Origin of the sequence: Streptomyces canarius, assembly GCF_014650735.1 — a bacterium.
In the GTDB taxonomy this organism is placed as follows: Bacteria; Actinomycetota; Actinomycetes; order Streptomycetales; family Streptomycetaceae; genus Streptomyces; species Streptomyces olivaceoviridis.
Genome location: NZ_BMVN01000089.1, coordinates 1 through 16,303 on the forward strand (window position 1 = coordinate 1; position 16,303 = coordinate 16,303).

Sequence of the window (16,303 nt, forward strand, 5' to 3'; positions counted from 1 at the left end):
CACAAACGGATCAACGAGGCCCTCGCTTCATGGCCTCCGAAGGTTTCGGACTTACTCATCTAGCCCCGCCGGACCAGCAGTTCCTCCGATCCGGACGTGCCGTCGTGCCGAAGTCCCGGGTGCTGAGACCGAGCGGACCGCGGCTACCGGAGTTCGAGAACGACACAGTAGGTCGGGCCGTCGTACTCCATGGCGCGCAAGACCCATGGAGTCCCCTTGAGGATCCGCTCCAGTTCCGCTTCGGAGAAGAACGTGTAGTCGAACCACTCCGTGACGGTCCGGCGGTACCGGACGCGCATCCGTGTCTGCCCCGGGAGCCGTCCCGTCCTGCGGTTCGACCGCTGGTGATCCGCGTTGTGGTAACGGCGGTGCTCCGGATATCCGGTGATGTGCGGGTCCAGGCTGGACCCGATGAGGCGAGCCCCTGCGCCGGCCATGGACGCCAGCCGGGTCAGTGACCGGGCAGCCTGTTGCTCGTCGACGAGTATGCCCAGGTTGCTCCCCAGCAGCAGGATCGAGTCGAAGGGCCCCTCGTCCGGCGCGAGTTCCTCGACCGCCGTCCTGAGGGCGCGGACCCCGCGGTCTCGTGCCACCGCGACCGCGCCGGGCGAACAGTCGATCCCTATGACCTCGTGACCGGCTTCGGCCAGCGGTATCGCGTGCCGTCCGGCGCCGCACCCGACGTCGAGGACCCTGCCGATCACGTGCTCGCATCCCCACCGCTCCGCGGCCGACCACTCGTCCGGCCCGGCGAACCACCGAACGGCGTCCCACACCTGGACGTAGCCGTCGTCGCGCTCCAGGACTTCATGCACTGTTCCAGGTCGCACGCCGCCCTCCCAGCACGCTGCCAGCACCTGCCCGAAGGCGTCACCGACCTCGGGTCCGCTCGCGGGATCGTTCCAGCCCATTCCCGTTCACCCCATTCCAGGTGCTCAGTCGCCCACCGATGCCGGTATCACGAGCGCGTCAGCGATCTTCGCGATGATTTGCTCGTGCGCGCCGAAGAGGTAGTAGTGGTCTCCCGGAAGAACCGCGGTCTCCACGGGCGCACGGGTGTGCAGGCCCCAGCCCGCTGCATCCGCGGCCCGCACATGCGGATCCGCGTCGCCCACGAGCACGGTGATGGGGCAGGCGAGCCGCTGGCCGGGCCGATGGCCGTAGGAGGAGAACATGCGCAGATCGTTCTGGATCGCCGGCATGACCAGGGCCCGGGCCTCGGGGTCGTCGAGGAGGTCGGAGGAGAATCCGATGCGGCGCAACTCTGCCACCACCTCGCGGTCGCCGGCGAGGTCGCGGTCGCGGGCCTGGTGGCGATCGGGGGGCAGGCAACCCGAGGCGAACAGGTGGCACACCCCCTGTGTGCGCTGAGCGGTCAGCATCCGGGCGGCCTCGTACCCGATCAGGGCACCCATGCTGTGCCCGAACAGCAGGCAGGGGCGGTCCAGGAGCCATTGCAGCGCCGACGCCACCCGGCGGGCAGCCTGGAGGAGGTCCGTGACGGGGGGTTCCTCCAGCCGGTCTTCCCGGCCGGGTAGCTGCACCGCCCAGAGTTCTGTGCCCGGTGGCACGTGAGCCGCCCAGGGGTAGAAGGTGTTCGCGCCCCCGCCGGCGGGCGGAATGCAGACGATTCTGGCCTGGACATTCGGGCGCGCGGCCAGCAGCCGTAGATTCTGCTGCCAGGGAGCCATGACTGTCATCTTCTCGCTCCGGGAGGGACGTCGAACGGTGGTGTGCTGGTCACACGTGTCTCGCTCTCACTGGAAGATCAGCTCATTCGTCTCCCCGCACCGGTCCGCCGCCCGGCGTCCGGAGCGGAACCCAGGTCCGCGGTCACCGGCAGACGCAGGTAGCCGCGAAGCACTGACCCCAGGTTGTGCACCGGCGGGCCGGCGAGGCGGAGCCCTGGCAGCCGGGAGACGAGTTTGCTGAAGATGAGGGCGCTCTCCTGCTGGGCCATGGCCGCGCCGAGGCAGAAGTACGCACCACCGCCGAAGCTGAGCGGAGGCGGGCCGGACCGGCCGATCAGGAAGGAGTCCGGGGCGGTGTGGACAGCGGGATCGCGGTTGGCGGAACCGAGCACGACGGCGAGTTCCGTGCCGGCGGGCAGTTTCGTGCCCCCGAGTTCCACGTCGGCCACGGTGACGCGACGGGTCACCTGCATGGGAGCGTCGTGGCGGAGCATCTCACTCATGGCGGTGCCCATGAGACCGGGATCGGCGCGCAGCCGGGCGACGCTGTCGGGTGAGGTCAGCAGGGCAGCCAGGCCGTTGCCGATGAAGTTGCTGGTGTTCATCGTTCCCGCGACGAAGATGGACGCGAACATCGACACGAGTTCGTCCCTGGACAGGGTCGTCGGGTCGGTGTCGTGGACGTGCACCAGGTGGGAAGCGAGGTCTTCGCCGGGATGCCGGCGGCGAGCCTCGATGACCCGCTCGACGTACGTCCGCAAGGTCCGGAAGCTGTCGTCCGCCTCGGCGAGGCGCTGTTCCGGCAGCCGGGGTTCCAGCAGCTTGGCCAGGGCCAGCGAATGGGGCTGGAAGCTCGCCACCTCCTCTTCGGGCAGACCGAGGAGCCGGGCGATACTGATGCTGGGCAGCCGGTAGGACAACATGCTCTGTACGTCCGCCGCGCCGTGCCGTTCGATCTCTGCGACGAGGTCGTCCACCAGGGCGTCCACGGTGGCTGACACCGAGGCGACGTGCGAGGCGATCTGGCGGCGGGTGAAGAACCGGCTGACCACGCCGCGGCGCCGAGGATGTCCGGCCAGGTCGCCGAACTGCATCGTCTGCATGAGACACCGGACCGCCGGGTGCCTCTGCCACGTAGGGATGCGGCGCTTCACCCACGCCTCGTCGGGACGTCCGAAGCCACGGCCGGACAGTGCCCGGACGCAGTCCTCGTACCGAAGGACGAGAACGGCTTGGTGCCGCTCGTCGTAAACCGGCGGACGCTCCCGCAGGCGTTGGTAGAGAGGATAGGGATCACGGCGTCCCTCTTCTGCTTCGAGGAGTTCCAGCAGTGCCCGGCCGTCAGACATGTTCGAGGTCCTCTCCCCGCCCACCGCGGGTGTCGCTCTCTTCGGCCAGCAGGGCGGCCAGTGCGGCCACTGTCGGCGCGGAGTACAGCTGACGCAGGCTCAGCTGCACGCGGAAGCTCTCGTTCAGTGCTTTGACCAGCAGTGACGCCAGCAGGCTGTTGCCCTCAAGCTCGAAGAAGTTGTCGGACCGCCGACTGACGGGCCGGCCGAGAACGACCTCCCACTGGCGGGCGACAGCCTCTTCCAAGCCTTTCCCGGGGGGCTCGTCGGAGACGGAAGGGACTGCCACCGGGCCCGACGCCCAGCCGGCCAGGGCACTGCGGTCGACCTTGCCGTTCGCGGTGAGCGGTAGTTCGTCGACGACGAAGAACTGGGCGGGGACTTCGTGGAGGGGCAGGTGGGCAGTCAGGTACGAGCGCACGTCCTCAAGATCGACCGGACCGTCCCCCGGCGTCAGGAAGCTGACGAGCCGTCGGGCACCGGGCGGCCCTGCTGCCACCGTCGTGGCCTGGCCGATCCGCGGGTGGCGGTTCAGCGTGGCGTCCACCTCTCCCAGCTCGACACGGAAGCCGTTGATCTTCACCTGAGAGTCCGTCCGGCCGAGTATGTCCAGCACACCTCCTGGCCGGTAGCGCACCACGTCACCCGTTCTGAACCAGCGTTGTCCGTCGTACCGGACGAACCGTTCCGCCGTCCGCAGCGGATCACCGCGGTAGCCCTCGGCCACGCAGACGCCCCCGACCCACAGTTCGCCGGCCAGCCAGTCGGGGCAGTCCCGGCCGAGGGCGTCCACCACCCGGTGGCGTTGATTGGCGAGGGGGAATCCGTACGGTATCGAGAGCCAGTCCGCCTCCACGCGTTCGACCTCGAAGACGTTGGACCAGATGGCCGTCTCCGTCGGCCCTCCCAGGGCTACCACCCGGCAGCGGCCGGCGCTGGAGACTTCGAGCCGCCCGGGCAGGTCGAGGGGGATCCAGTCCCCGGACAGCAGGGCGAGCCGCAGGCTCGCGGGCGCGTGTCGAGACCCGGCCACGCGCAGGAGCGCGTCCAACGAGGACGGGACGGAGTTCCAGATGGTGACCTGATGGCGGTGCAGCAGTTCCCACCATGCGTCGACGTCCCGGCGCTGTTCCTCGTCGACGGACACCAGGGCTCCGCCCGCGGAGAGGAGACCGAAGACGTCGAAGACGGAGAGGTCGAAGTCCAGTGCGGTCAACGTCAGCGCCCGATCGCCCTGCCCCACACCGAAACGCTCGTTGACGGAATCGATCGTGTTGACGGCGGCCCGGTGCGAAACCTCGACCCCCTTCGGGCTCCCGGTCGAACCCGAGGTGAAGATCAGGTAGGCGAGGGAGTCCGGCGTCCGGCCGACCGGCCGGCTCAGTGGACCGGTGTCGAGTGCCTCGGACGCCGTCACCACGCGAACACGGCCTTGCCAGTGCGGCAGTTCAGCGCCACCCTCGCCGGTCAGCGCGAAACGGGCACCCGCGCGTTCCAGGATCTGCCGCTGCCGCTCGGGCGGAGTGTCGACTCCCACGGCCACGTACGCCCCGCCCGCGGCCAGCACACCCAGGACGCAGGCGATGTCATCGCCGCCCTTGGGCATGACGACCGCGACGACCTCGGAGGGGGCGACGCCGAGCCGGGTGAGCGAGTGGGCGACCCGCAGGGCGTCATCCGCCAGTTCCCCGTACGACACCGTCTCGCCGCTGCTGCGGTGCAGTGCCGTCCACTCGGGATGTTTGGACGCAGTTTCAAAGAAACGTTGATGCAGAAGGGTCCCGGAGTGCCTCGTCGCCGCGGGGACGACTGCCGCTCGCGCGGCTCGCTGGTGCTCGGGCAGTGGGATCTCCACCGCCCGGCACCACACGGCTTCCTCGGCTGCGAGATCACCCACCAGCCGGACGTAGGCGGCGAACGCGTCCTCGACGACGCCGGCCTGGAACAGGCCGTCGACCGCGTCCCATACGAGGTCGACCCGGTCCTCGTGGTAGAAGACCTGGTGGTCGAGCCAGACCTGAGGCGTCTGGGTGATCATGTAACCGAGATCACCGAAACGCGTGCGGAAGTGGGGCGAGACCATACTGCGCCCGAAGGCGTCGAACACGTTGTAGGAGAAGACGATCGGTGCCGGATTCCCGTAGGCCGAGTCCCGCTGGGCCAGGTCGCGCAGGACCTCGACGCCGTAGTACTCGGTGTGGGCCGAGTTGGCCCGGAAACCGTTCTGGACGACGGTGACGCGATCGGCGAAGGACGATTCGGTGGACAGGTCGACAGGGAGCAGGATGATGTTGGAGAAGTCGCCCACCATCTCAGGGACCGCCGGATGCGTCACGCGCCTGCCGAAATGGGGCAGGTTCAGCAGGAAACGGGACTCAGCGCTCCACCGGCCGAGCACCTCGGCATAGGCCGTGGCCAGAGCCATGGCGGGAGTCACGCCGTGCGCTTGGGCGTGGCTGACGAAGCGCTGCCAGTCCTCGGTCGCCATGGAATGGGTCCGTCTGCGAAAGCGCGGGCGGTGCATACGCTCCGGTTCCGCGGCGAGCGGGAGCGCTGGCGCTCCGGGGAGGTCCGGCAGGAGATCCCTCCAGTACGTCTTGTCCGCTTCCCGCGCATCGGTCGTTCGAGCGCGTCGGTCCGCCAAGTACTGCGGAAACTCGTACCCGACGGGCGCAAGCTCCTGTTCCGGGTCGCCATAGAGACGACTGAGATCGTCCAGGATCACCTGGACGCTGCGGCCGTCCGCCACCAGGAGGTCGAACTCACAGTGGATCCTGGCGCGTTCGTCGTCTATGAGGGTGAGCTGGATGTCGAAGACCTCACCGTGCTCGACGTCGAGACGGCGGTGTGACAGAGCCTCACGCAAACGCGTCAGAGCCGCCTGCACCTCCGGGGCGGGGTCGCCCCGCAGGTCATGGACCATCAGCTCGGCCCAGGGGGACTCCGCCATGATCTGCTGCCGGCCGTCGGCCAGGAACCGCGCGCGCAGCATGCCGTGCCTTCTCAGCAAGGCGCGCACCGCTTCTTGGAGTCGGCCGGGTTCGACGCCGGCGGCATCGAACTCGAAATACACGTGGGACCCGATCCCGCCCAGGGGCTGATCGTCCGCGCGGCCGATCCAGTAGGCCTGCTGCGTCGGCGTCAGGTCGAAAGGGGCGTGTGGGTCGACCGGCGCCGAGCGCGCGGCAGGGAGGCGTTGCGAGGTTGTTCTCCGGGCCTCGTCGATGGCCCTGGCCATGCTCGCCAGCCGCGGATACCTGGTGAGCGTGTCGATGGACAGGACGTCCGATCCGAAGACCTGCTCCACACGGTGCAGCAGACTCATGGCCGCGAGCGACGTTCCCCCGAGTCCGAAGAAATCGTCGCTGGGGCGGACGTGAGTACTCTGGAGCGTTTCACACCACATCAGGGCGAGAGTGGCCTCGGTGGCGGTCATCGTCGGTTTGTCGTGGTCGGTGGGCTGGTCATTCAGATCTCGCATGGGCAGACGCTCCTTGAACCGCTTGGGCTTCACACGAGGCGAGAAGAGCGCGACGGTCGACCTTGCCGTGGGAGGTCAACGGGAAGGCGCCGCGAAGATGGACCTGCGCCGGAACCATGTAGGAGGGCAGCACCTCGGTCAGGTGCCCACGCAGGTCTGCGGAGGAGACGGTGTGGTCGTCCGGGATCACGAAAGCCAGGAGGGACTTGTATCCACCGACGTCCCGGACAGTCACGTAGCATCGTTTGACGGACGGATGAGCGTCAAGGTGGTGGCTTATCTCCGCCAACTCGACACGGAATCCGTTGACCTTGACTTGGTCGTCCTCCCGTCCGATGAAGACCACGTCGCCGCTGGGCAGGAGATAACCCCGGTCACCCGTGCGGTAGAGCCGTTCTTCCCGGCCGGCGACATCGCGGTGGACGAAATGCTCGCTGGTGAGATCGGCCGGCCCCAGGTAGCCGGCCGCCAGGCCGTCCCCTGCCAGGCACAGCTCCCCGGCCTCACCCGGACCGCACAGTCGGCGCGCATCGTCGGCGACGACGTAGAGGCGGGTGTTCTGAAGGGGGCGGCCGATCGGAAACGGTATGTCGTCGCGGGGCAGCTCGTCGACCGGATAACAGGTCGCGACACACGTGGACTCGGTGGGCCCGTAGAAGTTGGATACGCGTCCTGGACCGTACGCGCGCAGCGCTTTGACCATGTGCCGGCGTGACTGGGCCTCCCCGCCGACAGCGATGGTCGTCACGGAGTCGAGGATCTCCGGTGCCTCGTCCACGATCAGGTTGAACAAGGCCGTGGGAAGCTGGACGAGGTTGACCCGCCCGGCCTGTATGACCTCCCGCAAGCGGGAAAGGCTGACGGGCTCGGCGGGGTACATCACCAAGGTCCCGCCTCCGAGGAGCGCACCCCAGATCTCGGAGGCGGCCATGTCGAAGGTGAGGGAACCCAGTTGGAGGATGCGGCTGTGCTCGTTCATCGGCCCGAGAGCAGTGATGTACGGCAGCCGATTGAGGCCTCGGTGAAGAATCGGCACGCCCTTGGGGCGACCGGTGGAACCTGAGGTGTAGTAGACGCAAGCGATGCTTTCGGCGGTCGTGGTACAAGGCGGATCGATATCACAGGCCGTCGGCGTTCCCGCGTCCAGTGCCAGGAGGGGGTTCTCCGCCGCAGATCCGACGCGTCGGGCGATCTCCCCGGACCGGTCGCCGATCAGCACATGGCAGCCGGCATCGGTGACGACGTGTCGAAGGCGTTCGTCCGGCCACTCGTGGTCCAACGGAAGAAACGTTCCTCCAGATTTGAGGACGCCCAAGAGGACCACCAGCATCTCCGGCGAGCGCGGCATGCAGACACCGACGGTCACGCCTCGTCCGACGCCTACGTCCGCCAGCCGGCCGGCAAGTCCGTTCGCCAGCCGGTTCAGATCTCGATAGCTGATCTCGCGGGTACCCTGAATGACCGCTGCCGCGTCAGGCCGGCGCCGGGCCCGTCGTTCGAAGAGCTTCTGCATGCTGCTGTCACGCGGATAGGGCGTCGTCGTTCGGTTGAACTCGCTGTGGATGGCCAGTGCGGTAGGAGAAAAGGTCACAGACTCCATGCGTGTACCTCGGTCATCGACACGGAACTACAGCCGGTGGAGAACGGACAGGGAACAGGCGAGAGCAGGCTCGAACTCAGGGATCGTGGCGGCCTGTTACATGACGGGGAAACGACGTTGGGACGGGTATGAGGCCGCGACCCGCATGTGGCGGATCGTCATGCGCTGCGAACAGTGGCGCGTCTTCCATCAGTGGCACGTCTTCTGTGTGCGGATCGGGACCGCGGACACGTGACGCCTGGGACCGACGGCCGGATGCGCTGCGGAGAGGACACACGCGTTGTGGTGGTCGTGCTGTGCGAAGCGGTTGAAATATGAGCACGGCGCCCGCCGGTGACACCAGTTCAGTGCGTGATCTCTTGGATGTCAAGACGCCGGATGGCGATCGCCCTCGCGGTCCGCTCGCGGCGGCGTGCGAACGGCAGCCCGCCGGGACGGACCTGCCGACCAGTTCCCGGATCGCGGCCCACACCCCTGCCAGCGCCTCTTACCAGCTCAGGGCACGAACTCCGCAGTCCCGGGACGGTTGCTCGCGACCCACGGGCAGCCACCTGGGCTCGACACCACGACCGGCATCCGGGACGGCCGTCCTGGACCGCGGGTCCAGGACGCCCCGGTCCGGGGCGAACGAGAAACATATGGGCAGCCTCCACGGTGATCACCGCACACAAACGTGTGTTGCTGTGGCACCCATCCCCCCCAGAGCGCAGGGATCGGGGGAGTGCGGTGCAGGTTTGCGGGTATGACACCTGTGGTGCGGTTCGCGGGCAAGGCGCGCTACGGCTCACGGCGCCGGAGCGCAGAGTCTGCGGCGCCGTGATGATCTCGCTGCGGGGGTGAGGGGATCTCTCTGACGAACAGGAGGCGGTGCGGGAGCCGTTGTCGCCGGTCGCGGTGTTGGGCCGACGCCCCCGGGTCGACGGAAGCTGACGGACGGAATCCAGTGGCGGGTACCCCCTGGTGCCCCGTGAAGAGATCTGCCGTCGGAGTCACGGGCCGGGGCAGACGGTCCACGGACCCGTCCGTCGCCGGCAACGGACGGCACCTGGCTGTGCCGCTCACCGGACCGCAGGCTCGGGCGGATGCGGCAGGGCTGATCACGGGGGAGGTCAACTCGACTCCACGATCTGCCGGGCCCATCGGCACGCCGCGGCGCCGGCCGCGTCGGCGCAACCGGGAAGGAACCGCCGGGCGGAACCCGCACGGAGCCCGACGACCACGGTCCTGGCCGGCCACACTGACCGCAGGCCAGATGCATCTCGGTGGTGAAGCCTCCCCGGCATCACCAGGACGGCGCCGAACTGACGGCTGTCCTGCGTACCCCTCCCGCCCCGACCGGGCCTCCTGTGAGAGGGAGGAATCCGGTGCACGGTCCCGGAGCCCGCCGACCAGGCCGTCGGCCGCAAACGGCGCGGGAAAGCCGGTGGGCGACCTCCGGCGTTCGGTCTTGCGAACGCAAGGCCCGGCACGCGGTCGCATGCGGGACCAGCCGGCCCAAGCGCGACCGGGAGGTCGCCGGTTCGGCGAACTCACCGTCCGCTTCGAAGCCACCGCCCTGATGGCCGCGACCGGCGAATGGTCACGGCCCGCCCGGACCGTCCGCTCCACGTGGCAGGCTGAGCCTGACCGGGGTGAAGGCGGCCTGGAAGAAGTCCGCAGTGACCCCTCCGCAACAAGCACGAGGTCAATCCGACGGAGCGGTTCTCCCGTCCCGTCAGACCCCACCGAGGGCAGCCGCTTGTTACTCTCTCCGATCATGCGAGCCCTCTTTCCAGGATCCTTCGACCCGGTCACTCAAGGGCACCAGGACGTACTCCGGCGCGCTGCCCTCCTGTTCGACGAGGTCGTCGTGTGCGTGATGTCCAACTCGAACAAGACCGGCCGCTTCCCCATCGCAGAACGGCTGGATCGGCTCCGCACGGTGGCAACGGACTTGAGCAACGTCACGGTCGACTCCCACACCGGCGGCCTGCTGGTCGACTACTGCCGCCGAGCCGGAATCGACGTGGTCATCCGCGGAGTCCGCGGCGTTCGCGACCTGGACCACGAGATGCCGATGGCCCGCATGAACCACGAGCTGGCCGGAGTCGAAACGTTCTTCATCGCCGCCGACCCCGCTCTGACCCACATCTCCTCCACCCTCGTCACCGAGATGAGGGCAAGCCGCCCGTAGCGGCAGCGGGCTGCGGCGAGGCCGGGACATGCCAGGTGGTTGCGGGGACCCCCCGCCCTTACGGTCCGGCCTGCACTCGGGCACGCGACGAAGGGAAACGGACACATCGCGGCCGACCGGCGGGCGGGTGGCATCCCGACGGTGGTCTACCGGCCCACGCCCGGCCGGCCACCGGGCCTGGAGGTGCTCGATCTGCCCGGGCTCGCGGCCCGCGCCGTCGAGCGCGAGACGCCCCTCACCCAGCCCGCCCGTCCGGCGTTCCGCCTGGTCCTCGCGGTGCGCGGCGGGCAGGTGGACTGCTCGGTCGACTTCACGACGTATCGCATGGGCGCGGGCGACTGGCTGTGAGTGTGGCCGGGCCAGGTGCTCCACTTCCCGGACGGCCCCGGCCACGCCGATGCCACCGTGCTCGTCTTCCCGACGGCTTCCCCCGCACCGCGACCGACGCTCTGATCCGGGACGGCGAGCACATCGCGTACCGCCTGCTCACGCCCGAACCGTCTCGTCAGGCGACCTTGCTGCGGCTCCTGGACACCCTGGTCGAGGAGCACGCCTGCCTTGCCGACCTGGCGCTGGAGGCGTACGTCGAGACGCTGCGCGGCCTGCTGTCCGTGATCCTCATCCGGCTGGTGCACCTGGCCGACCCACGGCAGCGGACGCGCTCGGGCGGCCGCGAGCCGTTCCACCGGTTCCGTCAGGCCGTCGAGGAAGGTTTCGCCCGGACCACCGGGTGGAGGACTACGCCGCGCAACTCGGCTACAGCCCGCGGACCCCTCACCCGCGCGACCCAGGCGGCACTGGGCTGCGGCGCCAAGCGGTACATCGACGACCGGGTGCTGCTGGAGGCGAAACGGCTTCTCATCCACACCGTGCTGTCGCCGGCCGCCATCAGCGAACGCATCGGGTTCGCCTACCCGACCGTCTTCAGCGCCTTCTTCCGGCAGCACACCGGGATGACACCGACCGCGTTCCGGTCGGTGACGAAGCACTGAGATACACCGCGGACATGGTCCCGCACACTCCCGCCCAGACAGGCGCCGACAAGGTTGCCGAACGTGCCGTCGGCCACCCTGGCAGCCCCGATGTCCTGCTCCTGGCCGCGTACCTGCTCACCCGCCCGCGCCCGCCGCGTGGTACGCATCGGGCTGATCGCGTCGGCGACGTCCCACCCGAGAGCCCCGGCCGTACGGGCACTATGACGCGGCGTCGTGCCGGGTCCGGTGGGCGGGGGAGTGGCCGGGGCGGGCGGCTTCGGGTGGGGGACGGGACTGTAAAACGTTCGGTGTAACTCCCGATCATGGAAGATGCATCGATGGCCAGTGAGAACGTGTCCGAGTCCGAGACCGCCGAGCCCACGAAGGCTGTGTCGGTGAAGGCCTTGGACGATCAGTTGATCGACGAGCTGGTGGGTCGCGCTCAGGCCGAGGGCCTGCAGCTGACCGGCGAGGGCGGACTGCTGCAGCAGCTGACCAAGCGGCTGCTGGAGTCTGCCTTGGAAGGCGAGATCACCGACTATCTCGGCTATGACAAGCACGACCCGGTGGGCAAGAACGGCGGCAACTCCCGCAACGGCACACGTTCCAAGACGGCGCTGACCGACGTCGGCCCGGTGGAGATAACCGTGCCCCGCGACCGCGACGGCTCCTTCGAGCCGAAGATCGTCAAGAAGCGGCAGAAGCGCCTGACCGGGGTCGACGAGATGGTCATCTCGCTGGCCGCGAAGGGCCCGACCACCGGCGAGGTGCAGGCCCACCTGGCCGAGGTCTATGGCGCCGAGGTCTCCCGCCAGACCATCTCCACGATTACCGACAAGGTGCTGGAGGGCATGGGCGAGTGGCAGAGCCGCCCGCTCGACACCGTCTATCCGGTCGTCTTCATCGACGCCACTCACGTGAAGATCCGCGATGGTGCAGTGGCCAACCGGCCGATCTATGTGGCTCTGGCCGTCACCACCGAGGGCCGGCGGGAGATCCTGGGACTGTGGGCCGGCGACGGCGGCGAGGGTGCCAAGCACTGGCTGCACATCCTCACCGAGATCAAGAACCGTGGCGTCAGCGACGTCCTCATGCTCGTCTGCGACGGGCTCAAGGGCCTGCCCGACGCGGTGGAGACCGTCTGGCCCAGGACGATCGTGCAGACCTGCGTTGTCCACCTGCTGCGGAACTCCTTCCGCTATGCCGCCCGACAGGACTGGGACAAGATCGCCCGTCTCCTCAAGCCCGTCTATACCGCCCCCATCGAAGAGGCCGCCCTGGACCGGTTTGCCGAGTTCGCCGACGCGTGGGGACAGAAGTATCCGGCGATCGTGAAGCTGTGGGAGAACGCCTGGGAGGAGTTCACGCCCTTCCTGCGGTTCGACACCGAGATCCGCCGCATCGTCTGCACCACCAACGCGATCGAATCCGTGAACGCGCGCATCCGCCGGGCGGTCAAGGCCCGCGGGCACTTCCCGAACGAGCAGGCCGCCCTGAAGTGCGTCTACATGGCGATCATGTCCCTCGATCCCACGGGTAAGGGCCAGGCCCGCTGGACCATGCGCTGGAAGACCGCCCTGAACGCCTTCGACATCACCTTCGACGGCCGCCTGTCGGCGGCCCGTCAGTAACCCCAACTACCCCAGTTACACCGCTCGTTTGACAGACCCGACTCCGAATGCGTGATGTCGTCATGGTGGCTGGCGTCGGAGGCCGGTGCCGGTGAGGCAGCCGTTGAGGACGTCGTAGCGGTACTGGAGCTGGCGTAGGCCGCGGCGGACGGCAGTGATCAAGTCATCGGGGTCGGCGAAGGCACGGTTGGCCACGGTGGTACGTCGCAGGACGGACCAGACGCCCGACCGGATTGAGGTCTGGTGCGTAGGCGACACGGACGATCTACACCCGTCACGAGACACCCGCCCACATCACAGCGCGCGACTGCTCGGAAGCAGCTGATCGGGCGAAGGACGAACACCTCGAATCCACAGGCAATGACAATGGCTCGCCAGGCGATGTCCGACCGCTCGTGTTCTGGCGGTGGGGGTCAAGCGGTAGGTCTCGGCTGATCAGCGGCTGGGAGGAGCTGGACTATGCCAACCCAGGGGTACTCACCGGTCTTGTGGCATGCACGGACTTCCCATCGTCCTGCGGCCACGGCAACCGAGGCTTCGGCCGGTTGTCCTCTGCCGTCGGGGTAGGGCACGCCGAGGTCCTTGCCGGCCTCGGCGGAGTCCATGAGAACCGCAGGGCCGTCGGTCTCCCAGACCCCGCACTCCTCCCACGGCGTCGCCGGGTCGCTCAGGACGGCCTCGGCGGCGGCGAGCAACTCGGTGTCGCAGTTGGCGGCGAGTTACCGAACGAAGATCCTCTGCTCGGGCAGGTAGCAGGTGGTGGCGGGCTCGTCGCCCAGCACCAGCGCGGACGCAGTGCGGGTGTCGCCCAGGCCGATCACTTCGGCGTACTCCTCGACGGCGCAGGCACGGTCGTAGTCGTCCGGCCGGTCGGTACCGCCGATGATCAGACCGTCCTCGGTGCAGCCGCCCCACTGGTGCAGCGCGGACACGGGAACGACGATCAGCGGTCCGCCCAGGGACTGCACCCAGGTCAGACCGAGTCTGTGGCGGATGGCGTTGGCCCGGTTACTCATGCGCGTAGTCTGCCCTTGCCCACTGACAGGCCGTCCTCGTCCTGCAAGCAGACGTTCTGACGCAGGCATCCGGGCATTTTCAGAACTCGGCGACGCCATCCTCCGGTAGGGTCAGCCGTTCCCGGCACTGAGCAACCCCCTTGCCCGGCTGCCTGTGCGCAGCGAGGACCGCACCGGGTATGAGCGTACGAAGTTCAAGCACTGGGTCGATGCCGACAAGGATGGCTGCAACACCCGCGCGGAGGTCTTCAAGACCGAAGCGGTCGTAGCCCCGGAGCAGGGCGCGAGTTGCCGGCTGAGCGGGGGAGCCTGGTTCTCGCCGTATGACGACCGCTTCATCCAGGAGCCGAGCGGTCTGGACATCGACCACCTGGTCCCGCTCGCCGAGGCCTGGGACTCCGGCGCCTCCGACTGGAGCGCGAAGGAGCGGGAGGCCTACGCCAACGACCTCGGTGACGACCGCCCTGATCGCGGTGTCAGCCGCGTCGAACCGGTCCAAGGCCGACCAGGACCCGTCCACGTGGCTGCCGCCGGCCGTCGGCTACCGCTGCCGGTACGTCACCGACTGGGTGGCCGACAAGACCCGTTGGGGAGCATCGACACCGACGAGTAGGCCGCGCTCGACGAGGTGCTCGACAACTGTCGGAACGTGCACGTCACCGGTGACATAGGCCCGTTGATGGTCGCGGCTGCGGAGGGGCTGCTGAGCGGGTGCTCCCCGCGCTTGCGTAGATGGTGTCGTCACTGGCTTCGGCCCAGAGGTGTCTGGCCAGCAGAGCGGCCGGTCACTCAACAGCCCAGGTGATCCATGGTCCGTCAGCGAGCTGTTTGCTTACGTTCATACACTGTCACCCTGCGTCCGCGGATCTGTTCGTCAGCCACCGGGGTGAAGTACTGGCGCAGTATTGCGGTCTTCATTCTGTCGCGGTCGGCTGTCACCGGGCTGGCCACTTCAGATGCGTCCGTCACCAGGAGGACTCGGTGCTGAGCGAGGATTGCGGCGCGTATGCGATGCGGGGCCGCCTCAGTGCCTTTCAACGTGCCCGATGCTTCCGGTGTTTCCGCGAGGGCTATGTCCCTCAATCCTGCGAAGGCTTTGGGGCAGACGGACTTGGTGTCGCGGCGGGCTGAGGGGATGAAGAGCACCGCATCACCGGTCTGCTTCAAGTGCCGTACGTCCGACGCCACAGCCAGTACGTCGTCGACCCGGCTAGCCGGGGACCGCTTGGCCAGTGACTGCGGCAGCAGGGCCAGCATTGCCAGCGCGAGCACTGTGGGAAGGACCCATTTCGATGCTGCCGGTAAGCGGGGTTTGACTGCCTGTACCGCGGAGCCGACGGCCGTACCGATCAGCAGTGCCAGCCCCAGCATGCTGTAGAGGATGTAGCGGTCCAGGAAGATCGGTTGAATGAGGGACAGTGCGATGAGGCCCAGTTGTGGCCCGGCCAGCAGCGGCAACCCCACGGTCGCCGATGACAAGCGACCGGCCCGCGGCCGGTCCAGCAGTGCGCCGCCACCGCCGATCGCCAGCAGTACCGCCGGGCCGATCAGCATGTGCCACGACAGCGGTGGGATCCAGGACAGCTGCGCGGACTGGCTCCGGCTGAACACGATCAACGGCAGCACACCGGCGCTGGCGCACCCGGCTGCCACCGCCCAGCGGGCGAGGACTCCCCGCTCGGCACGAGCCCACAGCAAGGTGGCCATGTGTGCCGCGAGGATCATGAGGGAGAGCCAGTTCAACAAACCCATGAGAAACACGGCCGCGCCGTAGGCAGCCCAGTGGCGCGTCCTGACCGGCCGTTGGAGGGCGGTTACGAGGAGGAGCGTCGAAACCCCGGCTCCAGCCGCCACCAGCGCGTATGACCGGCCTTCTTGGAGATAGAACTGCACGGCCGGCAGCAGCGACAAGGCCATTCCGCCAGCGAGGCCCGCCCGGGCGCCCGCCAGTCGGCGGCCGATGACGGCTACACAGGCCGCCGCCACCGCCGTGGCCAGCACCGACGGCAGACGGAGGGTCGTGGTGCTGGGGCCGAAGCACTCGAACAGCAGATGCATCAGCAGGTAGTAGAACCCGTGGACCACGTCGACGTTCGCCAGCATGTGCCAGATCTGCACTGTCGAGCGTTGGGTCACCTGCCAAGTCGCGGCCTCGTCCCGCCACACACTGTCCTGCCGGGACAACCCCCACAGACCGAAGGCGAACGTCCACAGCATCGGCAGTAGCCACACGAGACCGGCGCGGTGCAAGCGGGTCGGCGCTGGAGGCGGACTTTGGAACAGAGGAAAGCGGAACGCCGTCTCTAACCTCGCGCTTTCATGAAACGGGCTGTCCGACGGATGGTCAGGTAAGAGAAAAGTGCCTCTGACCAGCAAGAATGAGGATTG

10 protein-coding genes and 2 pseudogenes are annotated in these 16,303 nt (G+C 68.2%); 5 read left to right on the forward strand and 7 right to left on the reverse strand.

Features of this window, described 5'->3' with window-relative positions; translation table 11 throughout:
* Window positions 1-143: 143 nt before the first annotated feature.
* The 5 genes from IE294_RS44020 to IE294_RS44040 all read right to left on the reverse strand — a co-directional run bounded on the left by IE294_RS44020 (window position 144) and on the right by IE294_RS44040 (window position 8,121).
* Entirely contained in the window at window positions 144-911 is a 768-nt protein-coding gene (locus IE294_RS44020; protein WP_189894958.1) for a class I SAM-dependent methyltransferase, read from the reverse strand.
* Between the two features lie 24 nt (window positions 912-935).
* Entirely contained in the window at window positions 936-1,691 is a 756-nt protein-coding gene (locus tag IE294_RS44025; RefSeq protein WP_189894959.1) for a thioesterase II family protein, read from the reverse strand.
* 77 nt (window positions 1,692-1,768) lie between these two features.
* The gene (locus tag IE294_RS44030) at window positions 1,769-2,794 is read right to left on the reverse strand and encodes a cytochrome P450 (RefSeq protein ID WP_189894960.1); all 1,026 of its coding nucleotides are present in this window, start codon (window positions 2,792-2,794) and stop codon (window positions 1,769-1,771) included.
* A gap of 238 nt (window positions 2,795-3,032) precedes the next feature.
* The gene (locus tag IE294_RS44035; RefSeq protein WP_189894961.1) at window positions 3,033-6,521 is read right to left on the reverse strand and encodes a non-ribosomal peptide synthetase; all 3,489 of its coding nucleotides are present in this window, start codon (window positions 6,519-6,521) and stop codon (window positions 3,033-3,035) included.
* Complete coding sequence (locus tag IE294_RS44040; RefSeq protein WP_189894962.1) at window positions 6,505-8,121, reverse strand: amino acid adenylation domain-containing protein; 1,617 nt, start codon at window positions 8,119-8,121, stop codon at window positions 6,505-6,507. The genes IE294_RS44035 and IE294_RS44040 overlap by 17 nt, the downstream gene beginning before the upstream one ends.
* Window positions 8,122-9,877: 1,756 nt before the next feature.
* On the opposite strand from IE294_RS44040, the gene coaD reads away from it, so the two are divergent.
* From coaD to IE294_RS44060, 4 genes are all read left to right on the forward strand, one after another.
* Window positions 9,878-10,294 carry a pantetheine-phosphate adenylyltransferase gene (gene coaD / locus IE294_RS44045; protein ID WP_189894963.1) on the forward strand — a complete coding sequence of 139 codons (417 nt, stop codon included), beginning with the start codon at window positions 9,878-9,880 and terminating at the stop codon, window positions 10,292-10,294.
* A gap of 141 nt (window positions 10,295-10,435) precedes the next feature.
* On the forward strand, window positions 10,436-10,642 hold the full coding sequence (locus IE294_RS44050) for a hypothetical protein (protein ID WP_189894964.1): 207 nt from the start codon (window positions 10,436-10,438) through the stop codon (window positions 10,640-10,642).
* A 167-nt stretch (window positions 10,643-10,809) separates the two neighbouring features.
* The gene (locus IE294_RS44055) at window positions 10,810-11,286 is read left to right on the forward strand and encodes a helix-turn-helix transcriptional regulator (RefSeq protein ID WP_189894965.1); all 477 of its coding nucleotides are present in this window, start codon (window positions 10,810-10,812) and stop codon (window positions 11,284-11,286) included.
* Window positions 11,287-11,606: 320 nt separating this feature from the next.
* Window positions 11,607-12,899 (forward strand): IS256 family transposase, encoded by a 1,293-nt coding sequence (locus IE294_RS44060; RefSeq protein WP_189894966.1) that lies wholly within the window; start codon window positions 11,607-11,609, stop codon window positions 12,897-12,899.
* A 413-nt stretch (window positions 12,900-13,312) separates the two neighbouring features.
* On the opposite strand, the pseudogene IE294_RS44070 reads toward IE294_RS44060, so the two are convergent.
* Window positions 13,313-14,014, reverse strand: a pseudogene (locus IE294_RS44070) (Imm21 family immunity protein).
* 28 nt (window positions 14,015-14,042) lie between these two features.
* On the opposite strand from IE294_RS44070, the pseudogene IE294_RS44075 reads away from it, so the two are divergent.
* Window positions 14,043-14,526 (forward strand): annotated as a pseudogene (locus tag IE294_RS44075) (HNH endonuclease family protein); the annotation flags it as partial.
* Window positions 14,527-14,731: 205 nt separating this feature from the next.
* On the opposite strand, the gene IE294_RS44080 reads toward IE294_RS44075, so the two are convergent.
* A complete protein-coding gene (locus IE294_RS44080; RefSeq protein WP_189894967.1) occupies window positions 14,732-16,132 on the reverse strand; it encodes a glycosyltransferase family 39 protein in 1,401 nt (466 codons plus the stop codon).
* Window positions 16,133-16,303 lie beyond the last annotated feature (171 nt).